40 protein-coding genes and 1 pseudogene are annotated in these 18,951 nt (G+C 67.7%); 37 read left to right on the top strand and 4 right to left on the bottom strand.

From position 1 onward, the window contains the following. Nucleotides 1-132: 132 nt before the first annotated feature. Both HD593_RS54710 and HD593_RS54705 read right to left on the bottom strand, forming a co-directional pair. On the bottom strand, nucleotides 133-453 hold the full coding sequence (locus HD593_RS54710) for a hypothetical protein (RefSeq protein ID WP_185110731.1): 321 nt from the start codon (nucleotides 451-453) through the stop codon (nucleotides 133-135). Between the two features lie 239 nt (nucleotides 454-692). Further along, on the bottom strand, nucleotides 693-1,205 hold the full coding sequence (locus HD593_RS54705; protein ID WP_185110730.1) for a helix-turn-helix domain-containing protein: 513 nt from the start codon (nucleotides 1,203-1,205) through the stop codon (nucleotides 693-695). A gap of 214 nt (nucleotides 1,206-1,419) precedes the next feature. On the opposite strand from HD593_RS54705, the gene HD593_RS54700 reads away from it, so the two are divergent. Genes HD593_RS54700 through HD593_RS54625 form a run of 17 tightly spaced genes read left to right on the top strand, consistent with a single transcriptional unit; the run spans nucleotide 1,420 to nucleotide 7,658 of the window. Further along, on the top strand, nucleotides 1,420-1,644 hold the full coding sequence (locus tag HD593_RS54700) for a helix-turn-helix domain-containing protein (RefSeq protein WP_185110729.1): 225 nt from the start codon (nucleotides 1,420-1,422) through the stop codon (nucleotides 1,642-1,644). Then, nucleotides 1,641-1,979 carry a hypothetical protein gene (locus HD593_RS54695; protein ID WP_185110728.1) on the top strand — a complete coding sequence of 113 codons (339 nt, stop codon included), beginning with the start codon at nucleotides 1,641-1,643 and terminating at the stop codon, nucleotides 1,977-1,979. The genes HD593_RS54700 and HD593_RS54695 overlap by 4 nt, the downstream gene beginning before the upstream one ends. A 3-nt stretch (nucleotides 1,980-1,982) precedes the next feature. Then, nucleotides 1,983-2,132: a hypothetical protein gene (locus HD593_RS54690; protein WP_185110727.1), complete on the top strand. Its 150-nt coding sequence runs from the start codon at nucleotides 1,983-1,985 to the stop codon at nucleotides 2,130-2,132. A gap of 57 nt (nucleotides 2,133-2,189) precedes the next feature. After that, nucleotides 2,190-2,462, top strand: coding sequence for a hypothetical protein (locus HD593_RS54685; protein ID WP_185110726.1), 273 nt, complete (start codon nucleotides 2,190-2,192; stop codon nucleotides 2,460-2,462). Next, nucleotides 2,459-2,596, top strand: coding sequence for a hypothetical protein (locus tag HD593_RS54680; RefSeq protein ID WP_185110725.1), 138 nt, complete (start codon nucleotides 2,459-2,461; stop codon nucleotides 2,594-2,596). Before HD593_RS54685 ends, HD593_RS54680 begins: the two co-directional genes overlap by 4 nt. Beyond that, on the top strand, nucleotides 2,593-2,874 hold the full coding sequence (locus tag HD593_RS54675) for a hypothetical protein (protein ID WP_185110724.1): 282 nt from the start codon (nucleotides 2,593-2,595) through the stop codon (nucleotides 2,872-2,874). The genes HD593_RS54680 and HD593_RS54675 overlap by 4 nt, the downstream gene beginning before the upstream one ends. Further along, nucleotides 2,871-3,107: a hypothetical protein gene (locus HD593_RS54670; protein ID WP_185110723.1), complete on the top strand. Its 237-nt coding sequence runs from the start codon at nucleotides 2,871-2,873 to the stop codon at nucleotides 3,105-3,107. Before HD593_RS54675 ends, HD593_RS54670 begins: the two co-directional genes overlap by 4 nt. After that, nucleotides 3,104-3,373: a hypothetical protein gene (locus tag HD593_RS54665; protein ID WP_185110722.1), complete on the top strand. Its 270-nt coding sequence runs from the start codon at nucleotides 3,104-3,106 to the stop codon at nucleotides 3,371-3,373. Before HD593_RS54670 ends, HD593_RS54665 begins: the two co-directional genes overlap by 4 nt. Beyond that, nucleotides 3,373-4,398 carry an AAA family ATPase gene (locus tag HD593_RS54660; RefSeq protein WP_221525410.1) on the top strand — a complete coding sequence of 342 codons (1,026 nt, stop codon included), beginning with the start codon at nucleotides 3,373-3,375 and terminating at the stop codon, nucleotides 4,396-4,398. The genes HD593_RS54665 and HD593_RS54660 overlap by 1 nt, the downstream gene beginning before the upstream one ends. Continuing rightward, nucleotides 4,395-4,802: a hypothetical protein gene (locus HD593_RS54655; protein ID WP_185110721.1), complete on the top strand. Its 408-nt coding sequence runs from the start codon at nucleotides 4,395-4,397 to the stop codon at nucleotides 4,800-4,802. Before HD593_RS54660 ends, HD593_RS54655 begins: the two co-directional genes overlap by 4 nt. Further along, nucleotides 4,799-5,311: a hypothetical protein gene (locus HD593_RS54650; protein ID WP_185110720.1), complete on the top strand. Its 513-nt coding sequence runs from the start codon at nucleotides 4,799-4,801 to the stop codon at nucleotides 5,309-5,311. Before HD593_RS54655 ends, HD593_RS54650 begins: the two co-directional genes overlap by 4 nt. Next, nucleotides 5,304-5,684: a hypothetical protein gene (locus tag HD593_RS54645; RefSeq protein ID WP_185110719.1), complete on the top strand. Its 381-nt coding sequence runs from the start codon at nucleotides 5,304-5,306 to the stop codon at nucleotides 5,682-5,684. The genes HD593_RS54650 and HD593_RS54645 overlap by 8 nt, the downstream gene beginning before the upstream one ends. Continuing rightward, complete coding sequence (locus HD593_RS54640) at nucleotides 5,681-6,190, top strand: HNH endonuclease (RefSeq protein WP_185110718.1); 510 nt, start codon at nucleotides 5,681-5,683, stop codon at nucleotides 6,188-6,190. The genes HD593_RS54645 and HD593_RS54640 overlap by 4 nt, the downstream gene beginning before the upstream one ends. Then, nucleotides 6,187-6,324 carry a hypothetical protein gene (locus HD593_RS54635; RefSeq protein WP_185110717.1) on the top strand — a complete coding sequence of 46 codons (138 nt, stop codon included), beginning with the start codon at nucleotides 6,187-6,189 and terminating at the stop codon, nucleotides 6,322-6,324. The genes HD593_RS54640 and HD593_RS54635 overlap by 4 nt, the downstream gene beginning before the upstream one ends. A 10-nt stretch (nucleotides 6,325-6,334) precedes the next feature. Continuing rightward, nucleotides 6,335-6,469, top strand: a complete 135-nt coding sequence (locus tag HD593_RS64120; RefSeq protein WP_281402526.1) for a hypothetical protein — start codon at nucleotides 6,335-6,337, stop codon at nucleotides 6,467-6,469. Nucleotides 6,470-6,479: 10 nt separating this feature from the next. Next, nucleotides 6,480-6,890: a hypothetical protein gene (locus HD593_RS54630; RefSeq protein ID WP_185110716.1), complete on the top strand. Its 411-nt coding sequence runs from the start codon at nucleotides 6,480-6,482 to the stop codon at nucleotides 6,888-6,890. Between the two features lie 18 nt (nucleotides 6,891-6,908). Continuing rightward, a complete protein-coding gene (locus HD593_RS54625; RefSeq protein WP_185110715.1) occupies nucleotides 6,909-7,658 on the top strand; it encodes a methyltransferase in 750 nt (249 codons plus the stop codon). 94 nt (nucleotides 7,659-7,752) lie between these two features. Here HD593_RS54625 and HD593_RS54620 read toward each other — a convergent pair whose 3' ends face one another. Beyond that, the gene (locus tag HD593_RS54620) at nucleotides 7,753-8,067 is read right to left on the bottom strand and encodes a helix-turn-helix domain-containing protein (protein WP_185110714.1); all 315 of its coding nucleotides are present in this window, start codon (nucleotides 8,065-8,067) and stop codon (nucleotides 7,753-7,755) included. A 170-nt stretch (nucleotides 8,068-8,237) separates the two neighbouring features. On the opposite strand from HD593_RS54620, the gene HD593_RS64115 reads away from it, so the two are divergent. From HD593_RS64115 to HD593_RS65480, 17 genes and pseudogenes are all read left to right on the top strand, one after another. Next, a complete protein-coding gene (locus HD593_RS64115; protein ID WP_185110713.1) occupies nucleotides 8,238-8,471 on the top strand; it encodes a helix-turn-helix domain-containing protein in 234 nt (77 codons plus the stop codon). Continuing rightward, the gene (locus HD593_RS54610) at nucleotides 8,468-9,382 is read left to right on the top strand and encodes a hypothetical protein (RefSeq protein ID WP_185110712.1); all 915 of its coding nucleotides are present in this window, start codon (nucleotides 8,468-8,470) and stop codon (nucleotides 9,380-9,382) included. The genes HD593_RS64115 and HD593_RS54610 overlap by 4 nt, the downstream gene beginning before the upstream one ends. Continuing rightward, complete coding sequence (locus tag HD593_RS54605; RefSeq protein WP_185110711.1) at nucleotides 9,382-9,669, top strand: hypothetical protein; 288 nt, start codon at nucleotides 9,382-9,384, stop codon at nucleotides 9,667-9,669. The genes HD593_RS54610 and HD593_RS54605 overlap by 1 nt, the downstream gene beginning before the upstream one ends. After that, nucleotides 9,666-10,172, top strand: coding sequence for an HAD domain-containing protein (locus HD593_RS54600; RefSeq protein ID WP_185110710.1), 507 nt, complete (start codon nucleotides 9,666-9,668; stop codon nucleotides 10,170-10,172). Before HD593_RS54605 ends, HD593_RS54600 begins: the two co-directional genes overlap by 4 nt. Nucleotides 10,173-10,253: 81 nt before the next feature. After that, the gene (locus HD593_RS54595; protein ID WP_185110709.1) at nucleotides 10,254-10,718 is read left to right on the top strand and encodes a hypothetical protein; all 465 of its coding nucleotides are present in this window, start codon (nucleotides 10,254-10,256) and stop codon (nucleotides 10,716-10,718) included. Beyond that, entirely contained in the window at nucleotides 10,715-10,960 is a 246-nt protein-coding gene (locus HD593_RS54590) for a hypothetical protein (protein WP_185110708.1), read from the top strand. Before HD593_RS54595 ends, HD593_RS54590 begins: the two co-directional genes overlap by 4 nt. Next, a complete protein-coding gene (locus tag HD593_RS54585; protein ID WP_185110707.1) occupies nucleotides 10,957-11,544 on the top strand; it encodes a hypothetical protein in 588 nt (195 codons plus the stop codon). Before HD593_RS54590 ends, HD593_RS54585 begins: the two co-directional genes overlap by 4 nt. Then, the gene (locus HD593_RS54580) at nucleotides 11,541-12,026 is read left to right on the top strand and encodes a hypothetical protein (protein ID WP_185110706.1); all 486 of its coding nucleotides are present in this window, start codon (nucleotides 11,541-11,543) and stop codon (nucleotides 12,024-12,026) included. The genes HD593_RS54585 and HD593_RS54580 overlap by 4 nt, the downstream gene beginning before the upstream one ends. Beyond that, a complete protein-coding gene (locus HD593_RS54575) occupies nucleotides 12,023-12,646 on the top strand; it encodes a hypothetical protein (protein WP_185110705.1) in 624 nt (207 codons plus the stop codon). Before HD593_RS54580 ends, HD593_RS54575 begins: the two co-directional genes overlap by 4 nt. Further along, complete coding sequence (locus tag HD593_RS54570) at nucleotides 12,643-13,269, top strand: hypothetical protein (RefSeq protein WP_185110704.1); 627 nt, start codon at nucleotides 12,643-12,645, stop codon at nucleotides 13,267-13,269. Before HD593_RS54575 ends, HD593_RS54570 begins: the two co-directional genes overlap by 4 nt. Then, nucleotides 13,266-13,445: a hypothetical protein gene (locus tag HD593_RS54565; RefSeq protein WP_185110703.1), complete on the top strand. Its 180-nt coding sequence runs from the start codon at nucleotides 13,266-13,268 to the stop codon at nucleotides 13,443-13,445. The genes HD593_RS54570 and HD593_RS54565 overlap by 4 nt, the downstream gene beginning before the upstream one ends. Beyond that, a complete protein-coding gene (locus HD593_RS54560) occupies nucleotides 13,438-13,665 on the top strand; it encodes a hypothetical protein (RefSeq protein ID WP_185110702.1) in 228 nt (75 codons plus the stop codon). Before HD593_RS54565 ends, HD593_RS54560 begins: the two co-directional genes overlap by 8 nt. Then, entirely contained in the window at nucleotides 13,662-13,934 is a 273-nt protein-coding gene (locus HD593_RS54555; RefSeq protein WP_185110701.1) for a hypothetical protein, read from the top strand. Before HD593_RS54560 ends, HD593_RS54555 begins: the two co-directional genes overlap by 4 nt. Further along, on the top strand, nucleotides 13,931-14,092 hold the full coding sequence (locus HD593_RS54550) for a hypothetical protein (protein ID WP_185110700.1): 162 nt from the start codon (nucleotides 13,931-13,933) through the stop codon (nucleotides 14,090-14,092). Before HD593_RS54555 ends, HD593_RS54550 begins: the two co-directional genes overlap by 4 nt. Beyond that, nucleotides 14,085-15,269 carry a DNA cytosine methyltransferase gene (locus HD593_RS54545; RefSeq protein WP_185110699.1) on the top strand — a complete coding sequence of 395 codons (1,185 nt, stop codon included), beginning with the start codon at nucleotides 14,085-14,087 and terminating at the stop codon, nucleotides 15,267-15,269. Before HD593_RS54550 ends, HD593_RS54545 begins: the two co-directional genes overlap by 8 nt. 145 nt (nucleotides 15,270-15,414) lie before the next feature. Beyond that, nucleotides 15,415-15,780, top strand: a complete 366-nt coding sequence (locus HD593_RS54540) for a hypothetical protein (RefSeq protein ID WP_185110698.1) — start codon at nucleotides 15,415-15,417, stop codon at nucleotides 15,778-15,780. A 128-nt stretch (nucleotides 15,781-15,908) separates the two neighbouring features. Next, nucleotides 15,909-16,211: pseudogene (locus HD593_RS65480) on the top strand (DNA methyltransferase); the annotation flags it as partial. A gap of 481 nt (nucleotides 16,212-16,692) precedes the next feature. Here HD593_RS65480 and HD593_RS65475 read toward each other — a convergent pair. After that, nucleotides 16,693-16,971, bottom strand: a complete 279-nt coding sequence (locus HD593_RS65475) for an HNH endonuclease (protein ID WP_350668596.1) — start codon at nucleotides 16,969-16,971, stop codon at nucleotides 16,693-16,695. 356 nt (nucleotides 16,972-17,327) lie between these two features. Here HD593_RS65475 and HD593_RS65470 point away from each other — a divergent pair, with 356 nt between their 5' ends. The 3 genes from HD593_RS65470 (at nucleotide 17,328) to HD593_RS54510 (ending at nucleotide 18,730) form a co-directional block, all read left to right on the top strand. Then, complete coding sequence (locus HD593_RS65470) at nucleotides 17,328-17,711, top strand: DNA methyltransferase (RefSeq protein ID WP_185112679.1); 384 nt, start codon at nucleotides 17,328-17,330, stop codon at nucleotides 17,709-17,711. A 140-nt stretch (nucleotides 17,712-17,851) separates the two neighbouring features. Beyond that, a complete protein-coding gene (locus tag HD593_RS54515) occupies nucleotides 17,852-18,289 on the top strand; it encodes a WhiB family transcriptional regulator (RefSeq protein WP_185110697.1) in 438 nt (145 codons plus the stop codon). Nucleotides 18,290-18,304: 15 nt separating this feature from the next. Continuing rightward, nucleotides 18,305-18,730, top strand: a complete 426-nt coding sequence (locus HD593_RS54510; protein WP_185110696.1) for a hypothetical protein — start codon at nucleotides 18,305-18,307, stop codon at nucleotides 18,728-18,730. Nucleotides 18,731-18,951: the final 221 nt, after the last annotated feature.

Here is an 18,951-nt window from a genome sequence, read left to right as displayed (position 1 = left end):
CGCCTTTCGCGGTCGGGTCATCAATATTGACGATCACTGTCGGATGTTCATCGTCCTCGTCAATTTCGACGGACATCGCCGCGATCTCTGGCTCTAATCGCTTCCGCCGGTACTCCTGAACATCATCCTCGCTCACTGATGCTGCCCCCGACGTCGCTTTCTCGTCTCCACCGCGTTGTCGCGCAAACAGTGCCACACTTTCGCTTCGCGGACAGGGTTTCGTTTTCCGGAAGGGTGAAGGGCGGCGCGGATTGTCATGCCGTCGTAGCGCAGCTCGATGACCTGATCGGTGCCCGCTGGAGAGCGCATGGCGCGGCTGACCTCGATGGGTGTGCCCTCGTCGTTGGAGACTTCGCGCACTTGGCGTTCGAGCCTGTCGCGCTCCAGGAGCGCCCTTGCGACCTCTGCTGCAATGACGCGCTCACGCGTGGGCCGCTGGACCAGCCGTAGCACTTTTTGGACCAAATTGTCGTAGGACGGTTCTTTCGGAGAAGCTCCATTGCTTCGTGGGGACGCCAAAACGCCCGCACCTCCCCAGGGACGCGCAGTTTCGTTTCCTATCCCTCGCCGTTATGAGTTGCCGGGACCTTTATGTGACGCCTATTCGCGATTAAAGGTCCAGACCTCAAAGCCGATCGTGGTCATTTTGTTACACAGCGTTGGGGAATGTTCAGTTGTGTAAGGGCGCACAATCACGCGCCCTTCTGGTTACGGCCGTCCCGCTCCCTCTCGTCGTGATCTGCTTGGCGCTCCGCCTGCATCACGGCCAACTGCTCTTTCAGGTGCCGGACATCCTCATGCACCGCGGCAAGCACGGCGAGCATTGCGGCCTCTGCCGGTGTCGGGTCCTTGATGTCGTCAAAGGAGGGGATGCCTGTGCTGGGCCGCGCCTTGTACCGGTTGGAGCCATCACGGATCTCCATCCGGTCTTCGGCCGGCGTGTCTCCTGTGTCTCGCGGATACACGGAGTTGATGAGTTCGTCTGGCCCGATGCCGAGGTGAGGGTAGTGCTCGGCGAGCGCGACACCGAGGGACTGCAAGCTTTCGTGTTTCGGCTTGCTGGTGCCGGCCTTCCAGCGGCTGAGCTGCGACTGGTCCATCGGGACGAGTGCAGCGAGTTGTACCTGGGGCAGCCCGGTGTCCCGCAGGATTTGGTCGATCAGTTCGCGGAAGCGGTCAACGGGCCAGCTTGGCTTCTTGACCATGTACAAGAGCATAGGGCTATGTGCATGATCCGTCCAGCTTGCATATGTGCATAACGCCACGTCAGCGCCCTATCTCTTGCGCCACACTCATAACACCAGCTCCTTACGGCCTAGACCGTTCCAGTCAACCTCGCGAACGTCTTGCGTTGCGCCATGTACATAGCTAATGTCTATGTACATGAGTCAAGGAGCAACCATCCGACTTCGCGCCGGAGTGGACGAACAACTCAAGGAGGCGCTCGGCTGCAAGACCGCCACCGAGGTCGCGGAGGCCCTAGGGGTTGACCAAGGCCAATACAGCCGCGTCATCCGCGGACGATCCGACCCCGGTCCCCAGTTCCAAGCCCGCCTCCTCCTCCGCGTGCAGCAGTACGGCCTGACCTTCGACGACCTCTTCCACGTCGTTGAATTCGACACGGCACTTGAGGAGACGGCGTGATCCCCCCGGGCTGCCACGATGCCGAGCAGGCGGGGAGGCTGGTCGGCAAGAGCAAGAGCTGGATGTACCAGCAGGGCGCGGCCGGTAACATCCCGCGCTCCAAGCTCGGACACCACGTGTTCTGGACGGACGAGCAGATCGCCGAGATCATCCGAGGCGCCGCTCAGGAGCCCCAGCAGCGCAAGGCCGAGACGCGACCGGCCACACAGAAGCGCACGCCACAGACGCCGCCGCGTGACACGCCGCGCAAGCGGCCAGCGCCTCCGACTGCGAACAACAAGAGGATCCCCGTCGCCGACCGCTCGGTGTCCCGCCTTTACCGGCAGGAGGGCTGAAGCATGACCGCCATCGAGCGACTCGCCGCCGCGGAGATGACGCTCGCCTTCTCGCAGCGGATCTCCCTCCTGTACGAGATCGACGCCGCGGACTCCTACGACGGCCGGCACCACAAGCCCGTACAAGCCGCGAGGCCAGCCGTCCAGGGCTGACCTCGCGATGACCCCGCTCAACCCGAAGTCGGACCAACGACCTGAGAGCGAGACCTGATGACCAAGGTACTTGAAACCCTCGCCGCTTACGCCCACGAGTACGGGCTCGACAACGGCGGCGGGCATTTGAGGACGGCGTTGCTGGCCGCGTGCTTGACCGAGCGGCAGCCTGAGATCCCCGCCGCGGAGGTGATCGCCCTCGCCGCTGGTGACCCGTGGGACCCGCGGGTGCGTGAGGCCAGCCAGGAGAAGGACCGGCTGCTTGACGCCGCATCGCTCGCTGCTCTGCTCGCGGAGCAGGGTGAGCAGGACAGTGAGGTGGCGTCGTGACGTACGTGCTGCCCCCGACGCCCAGGGCCGTTGCCGAGCAGATCGACCACTACGAGTGGGAGAAGCGCACCTACCCGTGGCTGTACGCGGCTGAGACGCAGATCGCCGAGCAGCGTCCGGAGCGTGAGCAGTGAACGCCGAGACGATCGCGTGGACGCCTCGCGAGGGCGACACCGTCACCTGGGACGGCGTGGACGGCACGTGGATCGTCAGCAGCTATGAGGACGACGACACCGTCTGGATCCACCGCCCAGACGTGCGCATGGTGCCCACAATCGGCCGCAACAGCGGCGGCTGGGTGGACCTCGCCGGGTGGCGGGAGCGGCCCGAGCACGAGGAACTCGTCGCGGTCGCCGCGCTCCACCCCGTTGAGGCTGCCCGTCTCGCTGAGAAGGCGGGAGCGGGAGCATGAGCGCCCTGTGGATATCCCTGTCGGACGCCGCTGTCCGCCTGCGCCTGCCGGTGCACGAGGTGCGCCGGATGGCAGTGGAGGAGGAGATCCTCTCCCGCCCGGCAGGTGACCACCTGGAGGTCCACGCCGGGGCGGTCGCCGCCCTGGTGGAACGGCAACGCCCGACCGTGGGCGGAGGCCCAGAGATCGGCGACGAGGCGGAAGACCTGTACCGGAAGGAGCAGGCGACGTGACCGCTCCCGCGATGGGCCGCTGGCTGAAGGTGAACACGGTCATCACCCGCGTCTGGGCCGAGACAGGTCACCTGCTCGGGATGGACGACGTCCTCAGGCTCGGCAAGCAGCGCGGTTGGCGCGGTCTGGTCGTGCAGCACGACCACGAGTGCACGCGAGTGCTGGAGCAGTCGGTGACGGACCACGTGGCGTGGCTGCTGACGGTCAGGGCGAGCATCCGCAAGGCCGGCCGCCGCGCCCCCAAGAACAAGGGAGACGACGCCTGATGGCGATCAAGACGAGGAAGCCCACCGGCGTGGTGCCCTGGCCGGTTGTCCTCCTTGAAGGCGGAGAAAAGGCGGGCAAGAGCTGGGCTGCCGCCGAACTGTCCGCCTCCGAGAAGGTCGGCCAGACGTACTGGATCGACCTCAACGAGGGCGCCGCCGACGAGTACGGCGCGATCCCTGGAGCGCGCTATCTCGTGGTGGAGCACGACGGCACGTGGCAGGACATCGTGGGCCAGGTCGCAGAGATCCGGCAGGAAGCTGCCCGGGCGGCCGACGCTGGCGAACCGCCGGTGGTGCTGGTCATCGACTCGATGACGGCCGAGTGGGACCTGCTCAAGGACTGGGCGGCGAACCGCGCCAAGGGGTCGAGGTCGAACCAGCAGCGGCTGCAGCGGGATCCGAACGCTGAGGTGCAGGTGCCCATGAACCTGTGGAACGACGCCACCGCCCGGCACCGGCGCCTGATGACGGTGCTGATGACCTTCCCCGGGATCGTGGTCATGACGGCCCGCGGCAAGGAGGTCGCCTCCCTCGACGCGTCCGGCAGGCCGGTCGAAGGGTCGAAGGACTACAAGGTGGAGGGCCACAAGAACCTCGCCTTCGACGCCTCCGTCTGGGTCCGCCTGTCCCGCGAGCACCCGCCCATCGTCGTCGGAGCGCGTTCGGTTCACGCGGAGATCCGCCCGGGTGTGGACAAGCCGCAGCCGATGCCGGACTTCACGCTGGAACGCCTCATCTTCGACGCCCTCAAGTGTGATCCGTCCGCGGCGAACGTCCGCGACATGACCGAGATGAAGCCCGGCGACGAGTCCCCGGACTTGGACAACCTGTCCGACGCGGCCAAGCGGCTGCTGAGCGAAGCCGAAGACGCCGCGAACCTCGACGCCCTTCAGGGCGTGTGGACCGCGATCAACCCGCTCGGCAAGGCCGGCGAGATCACCGCCCCGGAAGCGGAACTGGTTCGGGCCCGCGTGCGGGCGCTGAAGGGACAGATGACGTCCGAGTCGCACGGAGCCGCCGCGTGATCCTCTTCGAGATCGAACCCGAGAAGCCGTCTGAGGAGACGAACTTCCTCGACTGGCTGGAGGTGCGGGACCGCGACATCACCGCGTGCGCGGCCCGCCCCTCGGGGCACGCCTGGCAGGTCGAGGGCGAGCCCGGCGAGCAGCCGTCGCTGTCGTGCCAGGACTGCCCGGCGGGCGGGGACGACCTGTTCCCCGACATTCACGACTACCTGGCCTGCGACGAGCCAGAACTGATCGGCGGCCGTGAGGTGCTCTGGGGGCGCCCGCTGGCGGATGACGCGGAGCCGTTCACGATCCCCGTCCATGTGCGCATCAAGGAGCACCGGTACGCGTCGATGAACGCGATCGGCTGGGAGTACGACATCGAGGTCCACGTCACGCCGAGAGGAGACGAGGCGGCATGAGCGACCTGACCCCGAAGGACGCACGGATGGTGTTCGCGCTGCTGAAGATGCGCCAGTCGCAGATCAGCGCGGCTCTCAAGTACGTGACGCCGTTTATTGAGCAGGAGCCCGGCGACAAGAACGCGGCCAAGCTCGGCGCCGCCCGGCTGGGCAAGGTCGCCATGACGGAGCCGGAGCCGAAGGCGATCGTCACCGACAGGGACAAGTTCGTCGCGTTCGTCCAGGAGACCGCGCCCACCGAGGTCGAGCACATCCCGACCGTGCGGACCGCGTACGAGGTGAAGGTGCTGGAGGAGGCGCTGAAGAACGGCGCACCGGTGGACAAGGAAGGCCGGGAGATCCCCGGCGTGGAGATCGGTCTCGGGGCGACTCCTTCGCAGCGGTTCTACGCCGACGACGGCGCCGAGCGGTTCCTGGATGTTGTCGAGGAGAAGGACCTGCCACAGATCGACGGCATCGACCTGGCTGGCATGCTCGGCGTCCGCCGCGGCGGTGAGCCCAGTGAGTGATGACCTGACCACCCCTACCGGTGTCGAGGCTCGTCTTCGCCGCCTGGTGACGGACCTGACCCGCGCCCAGCAGGCTCTCGCTCAGGCGCGGGACGCTGAGGTGGACGCCAAACACGCCTACGAGGCCGCGAAGCGGCGGGCGATGTTCTCCGGCGACTGCCCGAAGGTGACCCGCGGCGGCTTCACCACCGCTGAGCGAGACGCGTGGGTGGACGAGCAGGCGGCAGGCCAGCGCTACCACTACGACATAGCAGTGGCCAAGCGTGAAGCCGCGCAGGACCACCTGAGGGTGGTCCGCGACCAAGCGGAGATCGTCCGCTCGCTGGGCGCGTCGGTGCGGCAGGCGTACGAGATCGCCGGGAGCGGGCGATGAAAACCCGCGTGCAGCCCTGCTGCAACAAGGAGACCTTCGCCAACGAGGCAGAGGCCCGCCGGCGACTGGACCGGATGCACGCCCTCGGGCTGCGGAGCGTCCTGCCGTCCGACGTGGAGCTGTGCCGGAACGGCTGGCATCTGAAGTTCCCTCAGCCGAACTCCGGCCCGTCTCCGAAGCTCCGCGCCCTAGTGGAGGCCCGCGACAAGGCGTGCGTCCGCTGCGGTGCTGTGGTGCCGCGCGATGAGGACTCCATCCACCACCGGATCCCGCGGGGCCGCGGCGGCGAGAACACGGCCGAGAACCTGCTGCTGTTGTGCGGCTCGGGGACGACCGGCTGCCACGGCTACGTGGAGTCGCACCGCACCGAGGCGTACAACCACGGCTACCTGGTGCGGACGGGCTTCGACCCGCTGGACGTACCCGTCCTGCTGCTCGGCACCACATGGGCGTACCCGAGCCCGGACGGCAAGTGGGTCATCTCTGGCGGTGAGCCGACGCCATGACCGAGCTCGAATGCCAGGCCGTCTACGAGTCCGGCGTGCGCTGCGGTGAGTGCGCCTGCTGTACGGCGATGGCCGCTTACCACCTGAGGGAGCAGGCCGTCATCGGCAATCCCTCCGACCTCCACGCCCCCTGAGGAGACCTCCATGATCTGGCCCACTCCCGCCCGTGACGAGCGAGACGACTCTCCCGGATGCCTGGCCAGTGGCCTGCTGAAACTGCTCGGGTTCGCCGTCCTCATTGTCGCAGTGGTCGCCGTCGCCGCCCACTACATCGCCTAGGAGACCCCTCATGACCCACATGGACGACCTGTCCTCGCCGAACGACCGGGAGCCGGGCGAGCCGGAGGAGCCGGAGCAGGCGCCGCCCCTCGACCTGGACGCTCTGGAGAAGCTCCTCGACCTGGCAGCCGGGCCGGACGCACTGCCGGCCTGGGGCCAGATGGTCTACATCCAGGTGCCCGATCTCATCGCCGAGCTGCGTGCGGCCCGCCAGCGGATCGCCGAGTGGGAGGCGCTGGAGAAGCGCGAGGAGTGGGCGGTCACGGGCGGGCCGAACTTCCCGGCTGAGCCCAGCGGGCCGCCGATCTCGCCGGACAAGGGCGTGATCGCGTACGTCAACCGGCACGCGGCGGCGCAGTTGTGGCGGCGGATGCTCTCGGTCCACGCGTGGGAGCCGGTCGACTCCGAGGCCCCGTTCTAGCCATCCAGAAAGGCAGTCATGCGCGTCAGTACTGATGTCCTCGCCGAGATCGACGCCCTGGTCATCGACGGCAACCAGGTCCGCATCGCGGGCCAGATGGAATACGCCTTCTACAAGAAGGTGGACAAGGTCTTGCAGGCGACGGGCGGGAAGTGGAACCGGAAGGCCAAGGCCCACCTGTTCGACGGCGACCCGTCCGAGGTGCTGGAGCAGGTGCTCCTCACCGGGCAGATCACCACACCGCAGGACCTCGGGTACTTCCCGACTCCACCCACGGTGGTGGAACACCTGCTGGACCTCGCGAACCTCTCGGCGGGTTCGACCGTCCTGGAGCCATCTGCCGGCACTGGTGCCATCGCAGGCCCCATGGCCGCGCGCGGGCTGGTCGTGGACTGTGTGGAGCTCGACCCCGAGAGGGCGGCGGTCGTTCGCGAGGCCGGGTATGCGCGGCAGGTACTGCTCGCCGACTTCCTGACGGTTCAGCTCGGCGACCTGGCGGGTGAGCGGTATGACGCCGCCGTCATGAACCCGCCGTTCGCCAAGCAGGCAGACATCACTCATGTCCGGCATGCCCTCGACTTGGTGAAGCCTGGCGGTCGCCTGGTGTCGGTGATGTCGATAAGCGTCTCGTTCAGGACGAACCGGACCGCTGCCGACTTCCGCGCTCTGCTCGACGAGCGCGGCGGCGAGGTGATCCCGCTGCCGGAGGACGCCTTCAGGGAGTCCGGGACCGGCGTTCGTACGGCGATCGTCGTCATCCCCGCCTGATCTTCCTTGCGCTACCGGCCCCGTCCATCGGGGGTCGGGGCCGGTAGCGGCACACCCCTAGACCCACACCGAGAACCAGGAAGGAGGAGCGGTGTCAGTCCTCTTCGATACGACGACGCATCTCAGCGGCTATGCGGCCCATCTCGGTGACGAGTTCTTCGGCGGTCATCTCGGCGTAGTCCCGGGGGACCTGCGTCAGCTCGATGTCCTCTTCGCTGACGAGTCCTGCGGCGAGCAGCGCTTCAAGCGGTGGCCGGTTGTACGCCTTGGCGAACGCGATCACGTTCTCGCTCTTGGGGATGACGGTCTTCCAGCGGTTGACGCTCGACTGCGCGATGCCCACCCGCTCGGCGATCGCCGGCTGCGATGCGGCACCGGTGATCTTCTGCACGTACTCCCACCAGCTCACGAGCGGAGTCTATGCGTGCGCGCATGCCCGGTCTACCTGACCAGCGCGGATTCCCTGAGTCAAACAGGGCTGTATCCGTTGAGGGATATGCGTCAACGGTATACGCTTATCCGTACACGGATAGTCCGAGGGGTGGAGAACCCCTCATGACCAGCCGAAAGGAGGTAACCGTGAAGTGCACGATCCGGCTCCGCCGCGACCAGCTCGACAAGTACAGGCGCATCGCCGGCCTCACCACCGAACAGCGGCTCGCCGACAAAATGGGCCACCACCAGGGCACCGTCAACAAGGTCCTCAATGGCTACCAGACGCCGTCCAAGGAGTTCATCGCCTCCCTGGTCGCCGCTTTCGACGGCGCCGCCTTCGATGACCTCTGGGAGATCGTTCCGCTGGAGGCAGCGTGAACGAGTTGGCCCTGACCGAGTCCAGCGCGCTCCGCATGGAGTACGCCGATCAGGTTGAAGTCCTCCGCGAGATCGATCCCATCGCCCTTATGAACGACGGCAAACACGTCTCCACGGAGATGGTCGCCGCCTACTTCGGCGTCGGCGTTGAAGCGATCAAGAGCCTCGTCAAGGACAACCGGCCCGAACTCGAAGACAACGAGTACAACGTCATCAGCGGAGACGAACTGAGGTCCTTCAAGGACCTCTGTGGAATCGCCACCCGAGGAAAGTCCTACGCCCGGTTCACGGAGCGGACCGTCCTCAACGTGGCCATGCTGCTTCGCGAGTCGAAGAAAGCTCGCGCAATCCGTACCCGCCTCCTCGACAAGGCGCAGGGCAAAGAGACGTTCCCGGCAACGGACCTGGATGAGCTCGAAGTCGCCGAGCGGTACGTCGCCACCCTCAAGCGGAACCGGGCGCTGGAAGCATCCAACCGCGAACTGGAGGAGCGTGCCGACAGGGCCGAGCACCGCGCCTCCCGCAGTGAGCGAAAGCTCGACGAGTACGAGGGCGGCCCTGGCATGACCCTCACCCGCTTCCACAAGAAGCACTTCTCCGAGGTGCCCCACCTCAGATTCTTCGAGCATCTGTACGGCGCGGACTACGTCATCGACGAGCGCGGCAAGGTGTGGGACGAGGTCAAGCAGGAGTACAAGCCGGGACCGCGCCACCTGGAGCCGAAGGCCAAGGGCAAGCCGTTCCTGTACCTGCATGAGGCCGGCTTCCACGGCGGTCGCCGCCGCTTCCGCACCTACGTCCGGCCGGGCAACGCCGAGCTGCTGTTTAAAGCGCAGCTCATCAAGGACGGCTTGCGCGGCAACCAGCACATGAACAACCCGCTGTTCGCCATCGAGGGCGGTGCGTCCTAATGACCGACACGCCTCTCTACACCATGGTCAACGGTGAGCCGATGATCTCCACCGAGGCGGTGGCGCTCCTTATGGGCATCCCGTATGAGCGGCTCCGTGCCGAGATCGACCGCCAGAAGGCCGAGAACCCGGAGTCGGAGACCTTCAAGCTGCCCCGCGCCTGGACCCGCCAGGGCAACCGGATCCGCAAGGAGACGCAGGCCGCTCTCGGCTACGAGGCCGGGATGAAGGAGTGCATCGACTACCTCGCGGCCAAGGCCGAGCGAAAGGCTGGTGGTGAGTCGTGAGCGCCCGCCCCCTGATCCTTCTGGACGTGGACGGCGTCCTCAACGTCCTCACCATCGATCCCGGCCCTGGCTGGGAGCGTCACACCTGCCAGAGCTGGAACGGCACCTACCGGGTGCGGCTCAACCCGGCGCACGGGCCGATGCTGCTGGAGTTGGCCGAGCAGACCGGCGCGGAACTGGTGTGGGCGACCACGTGGACGGACGACGCCAACCGCGAGATCGGCCCGAAGATCGGCCTGCCCAAGCTGCCGGTGATCGACGTCATGGCGGGCGACGACGAGCCGTGGATCAACCCGAAGGTGCCGCCCGTCGCCGCGTATGTGGCGGGCCGCCCGTTCGTGTGGTTCGACGACGAACTCGACGCCACAGACCGCGCCTACCTGGCGGATCAAGCAGGCGTCAGCGACTTCCTGATCGTGGACGTGCCCGCCGGCTTGGGGCTGTCCGCCGAGCACGTGCAGCAGGCCGCCGACTGGCTGGCCGCCCTCACCCCTCAGCCCTGATCCTCCCCTGTCGCTCTCCTCTCCCCGGGGGCGGGGAGAGCGCCCCGATCGACCGAACACTCGTACTAGCAGGAGATCAACTTGAGCACCACCAGCAGTGTTTTCGAGCAGCGTCTCGCCTACCGGCCGCAGGTCGTCGAACTGTTCCGCCGCACCGTGGACCCGGAGATCCAGCGGGCGGCCAACGACATCGCCGCCTGGCAGGAGCAGGTGAACGCCCTCCAAACGAAGATCGCCGACGCGAAGACGTACATCGGGGAACTCCGGCAGGCGACCCGCGACATCGAGGCCAGCGCCGACCTGCCGCCCCTCGCCGTTACGGAGGAGATCCCGTGCCGCACCTGCGGCCAGCCGGTCGTCCAGCGGGCGGACAGTTCGTGGACGCACGCCGGCCGCGAGCTGATGGAGCACGGCGACCGGTGCACCCCGAAGGACAAGAACAGTCCGGTGGCGGCCCCGACCGGGCAGAACACGGCGGCGATGCTGCTGGAGCGGATCGAGACGGCGCACGACGGCCCGAACGGGTCGAGAGGCATGGAGTCATGAGCCGCCTGTTCGCCCGCCACACCGGGCGTCGCTGCCGCCGCCGCTGGGCTTCTCACGGCTCGTCCACGGGCTGGTCTGCGCTCGCCCAGGTGGTGCCTGCCGTCGAGGACGTGTCCCGCCGCCGTTCCACCCCTCTGGCGCTCTGCCCGGTGATCGAGGGCGACCTGATCCCGTACGCCGACATCGCCTACTCCCCGCGCTACCAGCGCCCATACGACTCCCCGAACGGAAGTGCAGCATGAGCACGAACACCCCCGAGACGACGAACCCGTACAAGGCCCGCGCACAGGCTGTGGACCGCGCCCACAAGGCGTTCCACGAGCAGGTGGTGCCGTCCGAGCCCGCCCCGGGCGGAGGCCGGTACGTTCCCTCCACGCTGGAGGACTGCCTCAACGACGAGGGCGTGATCCTGCTGCCCCGTTCGACCGGCCACGGCAAGTGGCGAGTCCTCGTGGACGGGCAGCCCGCCCCGTACCCGGGCCAGACGGGGCCGTCGCACCCGATGGGTGCGGAGGAGGCCGCTGAGGCGTTCCTGACCGCCACGTCGGGCGACTACTACGGCCAGCGCCAGATCGTGATCCGGCCGGCGTCGGACGCGGAGATGGTGGCGTCGGCCGTCATTGGCGACACGACCGTCCGCGAGGAGCCGACGAAGATCGTGGCGAGCGCCTTCCTCGTGGAAACCGACGCCGACACCGGCGCAGCGCTGCTGCGGGTGTTCGACAAGGACGGCGCCGAGGTTCGGGTGGGTCTCGACGACCACATGCGGGAGTCGCTCCGGTGGATCCTGCGGTCGGACGATGACCAGGATGGGGGCGACGAGTGATCGCCACTCCGGAGATCGACGGCGTCACCTTCTGGGGTGCTGGCGGCATGTGCCCGTTCCAGGCCGAAGGGACGATCGACGGGCACGAGTTCTACTTCCGATACCGGGGCGGGCGGGCGACGTTCGAGGCCGACAACCGGCAGGTCGCCGAGCTGTACGGCGACGACCTGAAGGGCTTCCTCGACGACCCCGAGTTCGCCTCCCTCTTCACGCGCCTGGTTGCCGCGTGGCGAGGTGAGCCTGGGCCGATCGTGCTGGACCGCCCCGACATCACGGACTCGTCAGCGGTGACCGGCCCCCGCTTCGGCGAGGAGGCGGGTGAGTCGGCGGAGAACGGCTGGAGCGTCTTCGCCACAGACCACGTGCTGTTCGGCGGTACGGGCCACATCTCGCCGGCCGAGGCTCGCCGGTTCGCTGCCGCTCTGGTCGCTACCGCTGACGCCCTTGAGGCCGCTCAGGCTCAGACGGGTGGTGCCCAGTGATCAGCGAGGAGTTCCTCCACCGGTTCTGGGGCCCCGGCGGCGACCGAGACAAAGACGATCTCACCAAGCGTGTCGTCGTGGACGGCGAGCACTACCTCATCTGCGAGGAGATCGGCAGCCTGCGCTTCCGTGGGTTCGGTGGGCACCGCTTCCACATCGAGTTCTTCGACGGACGCAGGGCGACCACGACGAATCTCATGCATCAGGGCCGGATTCCGGCCAAGTACCGGGAGCGGTTCCCGGACAACGCCCGCTTCGTCACCGCTGCTGAGGCCCATTCAGGCGAGGACGGGGCGTACCCGATGAGCCGCCACATCATCCCCAACGCTCCGGGATCCCCTGACACCCGGGTGACCACGGTCGGCTGGGACGCCCCGCTCACCACGTTCTTCGCGATGGCGTTCGACGGCGACGACGAGGTGTTCTGGATCGGCATGATGCCGGGCGAAATCCCCACTCTGGAGGCCCTCGACGCCGCTCTCAAGCGGTACGGCGTGGACCTGCCCTTCCCGGTCGCTGCCGCGCTCGCGATGGACAAGGCCAACGAGGGCGACCGGTCGGACAACGTCGGCCGTCGCCTCGTGGACGCCATCTTGGCAGAGCAGGAGCGGCAGTCGTGAGCAAGGTCACCCGCGAGCAGGCGCACCGGGCGTTCGCCATGCACATCCGCAACCTGGCGCTGATCCGCTTCACGCCGCCTTCCGAGGGTGCCGGTCCCGCTCACTACCGAGACGGCGACTCCTACGTGTTCAAACTCTCCCCGAGCGAGGCTGACATGGCTGCACGCGGTGCCGTGACCGCGCTGGAGGAACTCGGGATCATCCCGAGGCAGAACCCGACCCACGCCGACCTGGCGAAGCGGGCCATGCGGGTGCTTGGCGAGGCCGGCCACCACGAGGCTGACGATGAGGTGGAGTTCGGCTGGCGGCGGCATCTGCCGATCGCGTCCGGTTCCCACCTGCTGATCACGTGCGAGCCGAACGCCTTCTGGCGGTCGATGCCGGGGCAGGCGGTGCGCACGAGCATCGCCCAGCACCTCGGCCGGTACGCGGCCACGCTCACCGAGGACGGGTTGGGTGTCGTCGCGTGGGGCCGGACTGACCAGCACGAGGTGCTGATCGTCGCCGCTGACCAGGACGCCGCTGACCGGCAGGCGCCGGACATCATCGACTACCTGCTCGTGCGGAACCCGCCCGTGAAGGCGCGCGAGGAGGAGCAGCAGGAAGAGGTGAAGTTCCTGTGACCTCCCTCGACCAGAACGCCCTGGCCATCGAGTACGCCCTGAACGCCGCCGACAAGGACGGAGCGGAGTCGGCGATCGGCTGGCTGTCCGACTACGCGGCCGGTATTGGCGGATTGTCGTTTGGCCTTGCTGACCCGGTCCAGCCTGTCCCGGACGGGGGCGAGGTCCGTGCCTAAGCCTCTCAAGGTCACCGTCGAGGACCCGGAGACGGGCGAGACCGCCACCACGGAGATCCCGCCCGGCTCCTACCTGCTGCTGTGCGCGGAGCCGTGCCACCGTACGGCGCTCAACGCCTACGCCACTGGCACCCACCAGATCACGGTGAAGGGCGTCACCAACCCGATGGACGGGGTGTTCCTCGGACAGCGGGGCCCGAGCGGCGGTGAGAACGAGTGAACGTCGCGAACCTCGCCGTGATCCTGGACATCCTGAACGCGGCCACGGCCGGCACGTGGATGCTGGCCGCCGCCCTGGTGGTGCTGATCCTGATCGCGGTCGCTGCCGTGCATGTCCGTGACCGGCGCCGCGCCCGCCACCAGCACGAGCAGGACGGACGGGACATCCACCCGCCGACCCGCCTGGACCAGCTCCTGCGGGACGAGGTCGGAGACGAAGCCGACCGCCTGGCCCGCCAATGGGAGCAGCGACAGGACGGTGGCCGGTGAACGCCTGGTCGTGGATCGGCTGGAGCCTGGTCACTGTCGGCTCCTACATCACGGCGGCCTCCGTGGCGCTGGCCATCGGCCACGAGGTCGTGGAGCGGAAGGCGTGGAAGTACGGCGACCCGTACGACGTGTTCGGGGCGGAGGCCGACGATGACTGAGCGTTTGCTGACCTCCACCCACCTGTTCGCCGGCGGAGGTGGAGACGCGTGCGGCTTCGACGGCAGCGGCTTCGGCGTGGCTGTGGCCGTAAACCACGTCACGCCAGCGGTGGAGACGCTGCGGGCGGCATTCCCCTCGTGCGATACCCGCCAGGCCGACATCACCAAGCTGGACTTCCGTTCGCTGCCTCGAACCAGGGTTTTGGTCGGTTCGCCGATCTGCAAGGAGGTGTCGCCGGCCGGGAGCAACCGGGCGGAGAAGGCGCAGACGGAGCTCACCGTTCAACCCTCGCCTGGACAGGAGGGCAAGACGGACTGGTCGTTGACGCGGATGACCGCCTACGACCTGTTGAGGGCTGCGGAGGTGCACGACTACGACGTGGTGTGCGGGGAGAACGTCCCGAGGTTCGCCACGACGTGGAGGCTGTTCGATCCGTGGCTGCGCATGTGGGCGGCCCTGGACTACCACATCCAGATCGTTGACGCCGATGCCGCGTTCCTGGCCGACCCGGGGTTCCCGGGGGTGCCTCAGCATCGCCGCCGGTTGCTGTTTTGCTTCACGCACAAGAGGTTGAAGCGGCAGCCGGACCTGCGTGTCCGTCCACCCGCGGAGTGCCGGGTGTGCGGGCCGGTGGTGGCGTTGCAGCGGTGGGCGAAGCCGCACGCGCGGAAGATCGTTCACGGTGGGCAGAGCGCCGTGTTCGTCTGCCCGAACCGGCGGTGCGGGCACCTGCCGGTCACGCCGACCGCACGCCCCCTCGCAGACGTGCTCGAACCCGGGTTGCCGACGCGCAGGATCGGTGACGGCAAGTACGTCCACAAGTTCGTCCCGTACGCGGAGGAGACCAGGCGCAAGGTCGAGATCGGGCTGCGCCGGTTCGGCGGCGCCCCGTTCATCGTCGTTCTGCGCCGCAACTGCACCGTCCTGGGCATGGACGAGCCGTTGGGGACGATCACCGCAGAGGGCAACCACTTCGCCTACATCGAGCCGGCCGCGACGGTGGACGACTCCGGGCTGCGGATGCTGTCCATCCGGGAGAAGGCCCGAGCCCAGGGGTTCGACGACGACCACCCGTTGCGCGGAACCGGCACCGAGAAGAACCGGCTGATCGGCAACGCCGTCCCGGTGACCGCCGCCGGATGGATGAGCAGGCGCGTCGCGGAGGTGTGCTCATGACGCCGTACTGCTGCCTCGTCGCGGCCTTTGAGGGCTACGCGGACCTCCACTCCCGGGTGTGCCCATACGCGGCTGAACGCCGACCTCAGGACACCTCCCTGTTCGATCTGCCCACCACGAGCACTGAGGAAGGAGGTCCGCACCGATGACGATCCCCGAGCCTCAGGTGCGCGTCACCCGCCACGTGGTGTCGTGCGTGCCGGAGTCCCACCCGGACGCGAGCCTCTTCACGCTGGTCGTCGAATACCGCGGCGAAGGCCGGTGGGCGGTCACCCTGAGCGGCGCCTGCTTCGACGCCGGCGGGAACCGCTCGTGGGGTCCGCCCGGCGACAAAGAGCCCGAGACAGCGGAGGAGATCGCCGAAGACGAGCGGCTCCGGTCCGAGTGGCTGGCACGCCACCGCTTCACCGAGCAGGACGCTCTCGACCTCGCCCGGCGGCTCGCCCCGACACTCCACTACCGCAGCTACACCGTCGCTGACGCTCTCCGGCGGGAGGTGACGGATGTCTGACTGCCTGATCGACCGCGAGGTCTGCACGGACGCTCCTGCCCGCTGCTGGGCCCCGTCCTGCACGTCTCCGGACACTCTCGGACCGTTTCGGAACGCTCCGGAACAACTCGGAACGGAGGCGAACACCGATGCCTCTTGACCCGTACTGGAGCGACGACACCGTCTCCCTGTACCTCGGCGACTGCCTCGACGTCCTTCGCGAGATGCCGGACGCGAGCGTCGACGCCGTCGTCACCGACCCTCCCGCCGGGATCTCCTTCATGGGCAAGACGTGGGACGCCGACAAGGGCGGTCGCGATCTGTGGGTGAAGTGGCTGACCGAGGTCATGTCCGAGGTGAGGAGGGTGCTCAAGCCCGGCGGTCACGCGCTCGTGTGGGCGCTGCCGCGCACCTCCCACTGGACCGCGACTGCCTTGGATGACGCTGGCCTGGAAATTCGTGACTGCGTGGTCCACATTTTCGGCAGCGGCTTCCCGAAATCGCTCGACGTGAGCGCGGCGATCGACAAGCTCGCCCGCCGGGACTACGTTCTCGCCGCCATCAACCTGGGACTCGACGTGCCAGGCAACAGCCTGCACGACTGGACCAAGGCCGAGCACTCGCCCGGCGACGCCTGGTGGGCGCGGTTCAAAAGCCACCTGTCCGTCGAGGATTGGGGGCGGCTGGAGCGCGTCGTTGTCGGACAAGGCATGTCGGGCACCACGGCGGGGATGCAGCAGCTTGGCCCGTCCGGCATCAAGGGTGGCACGTACGCCGTGACCGCCGCCGCCACTGGCGACGCCGCCCGCTGGGAGGGCTGGGGCACAGCCCTCAAACCCGGCCAGGAGCACTGGTGGCTGTGCCGCAAGCCGCTCAACGGCACTGTGGCGGCCAACGTGCTGGAGCACGGCACGGGCGCTCTCAACATCGACGCTACGCGCGTCCGGCAGCCCGGTTCCGGCGGAAGTAGTGGCGGTGATAGCACCGGCTGCACATGCCCTTCGCTCTCAGATGGCCGAACCATCCACAGTCGGAGCAAGCAGCGTCAGGCTTCGTCTGCGCCTTCACCTGGGGCTCGTAGTGCCCGCCCTGCCAGTGCTCAACAATGTGAGTCCGAGAGTCAACAACTTCCAGATTCTCTGGCCGATTGTCGTCCTTCACCCCATTGCGATGATGCACGTGCTCTGTCGGCAGAAGGGGACGTCCAAGCATCTCCTCAGCCACAACTCGATGCTGCCGAGTGTCACGCCCGTTGTGCCACATGCGGACGTATCCCTGCTGATCCTTCCAAGGCATACCTAAAGGATACGGCAGGGCATGTTGAGCGGTCGCGAAATGGAGAAGCATCTGCCAACCGCCGCTACACCGACAAGGGCAGTACAGACTTCGCCCCGCTGCCCGGCGTGCGCGGTGGTGCTCCTGAGGGCCGCTGGCCGACAAACCTGGTGTTCTCACACAGCGCCCTGTGTGTCGAGGACGGACCGTGCCAGCCGGACTGCCCCGTCGCCGAACTCGACCGGCAGAGTGGCTGGACACCCAGCAACTCCCGCGCCGAGAAGGGCAACGGCATGGGCTACCACGGTGCCAAAGGCCGCCGGGGGGGATGGGTGGGCGATGCGGGTGGAGGGGCAAGCAGGTTCTTCCCGGTCTTTCGCTACGAGGCCAAGGCCCCGTCATCCGAGCGGCCCAAGCTCAACGACGGGACCGCGCACGCAACGGTGAAGCCGCTCTCATTGATGAGGTTTCTTGTCCGCCTCGTGACCAGGCCCGGCGGTGTCGTCCTCGACCCGTTCGCCGGAAGTGGCACCACGGGGGAGGCGTGCGTCTTGGAGGGCTTCCAGTCGGTGCTGATCGAGCTGGATCTGAAGCATGCGGAACTCATCAAGGCCCGGCTGTCGAAGCCTCTCCAGCCCACTCTCGACCTGTTCTCGGGGGTGTCCGATGCGCCGTGACCCTCACATCTCCTGTCTGGAGCGCGCTGCTGCTGACCCTGCAGCTTCTCCTGAGGCTGCTGCCCGTCTCCGACGCATGGCAGAGATCGCCCGCAACCTGGCCGGCGACCCCACAAGAAACGAAGAGGAGGAGACCCCGCATGCCTGAGCGGATCACTAGCGACTGGACGGACCGTGCGGCTTGCCGCGATGCGGACCCACGGCTGTTCTTCCCCGCCGATGGCGAGCGCGAAGGGCAGCGGAAGTGGCGGGAGGTCAAGGCGAAGCGCGTCTGTGGCCCTTGCCAGGTGCAGGCGGACTGCCTGGAGTACGCGCTGGCCCGGAACGAGCGCGAAGGCGTCTGGGGCGGACTCAACCCTGTCCAGAGGGCGCGGGAGGCAGACAGACGCGCCGCTCTTCCTCCTCCTCCGAAGCCTGCGCTGGTGGTGGAGAAGACGTGCACCCGCTGCGGGGTTGTGCAGCCGGTGGCGGCGTTCACCAAGGACGCCAAGCAGAGAGATGGGCTCAACCCGTGGTGCCGTGGATGCACCATCGAGGCCAGCAAGCGCAGGCGCGCGGCTGAGCAGGCGGTGGCGTAGGTGGCGACCTCAGCGATGATCGACAAGGCTGCGTGGAAGCCCACCAAGTCGGCTGGCGCCTACAACGCGGACGCCACCCTCCACCGTCCCCGGATCGCGGAAGACGTTGAAACGGCTGAGCTGGCCGCGGCTGCCCGGTCGGTCGTGCGGATGGTGCTCGGCCGGCACTCCTGCCCGCGCCTAGCCGCCTGCCCGCAGCACGGCCAGGACCTGTGCGACTGCACGCCCTGCACCCACCCCGACCATGCTGCAGACGCCGCGGACGCCCGTGACGCGCTGCTCGCGTTCGGGATGGCCTCCAGCGCCCCGCTCACGCACCGCACCTGCTGCACCTGCCACCGCTCCAAGCCGCTATCGCGGTTCTCGAAGAAGAACCTGACGCGCAAGGAGTGCCTGTCAGAGAAGAAGGCCGAGCGGGAAGCGGGGCTGGCTGATGGCTGAGCATCCCCACGGCGACCTGAGACGGTACCGCTACGGCAGGTGCCGGTGCGCGCCATGCCGGGCGGCGAACGCCGAACGAGCCCGCCAGTTCCGTCGAGACGTCGCCTACGGGCGGCACCGCCCTGACGTTGACGCGGCACCGGTCCGGGAGCACGTGAACGGTTTGCGGGCTGCTGGCCTGTCTGTCGCGCAGATCGCCTTGCGGGCCGGCGTCCAGATGG

Origin of the sequence: Nonomuraea rubra (assembly GCF_014207985.1) — a bacterium.
Lineage (GTDB): Bacteria > Actinomycetota > Actinomycetes > Streptosporangiales > Streptosporangiaceae > Nonomuraea > Nonomuraea rubra.
Note: the sequence above shows the minus strand (reverse complement) of the source record. Positions and strands in the feature narration are given on the sequence as shown.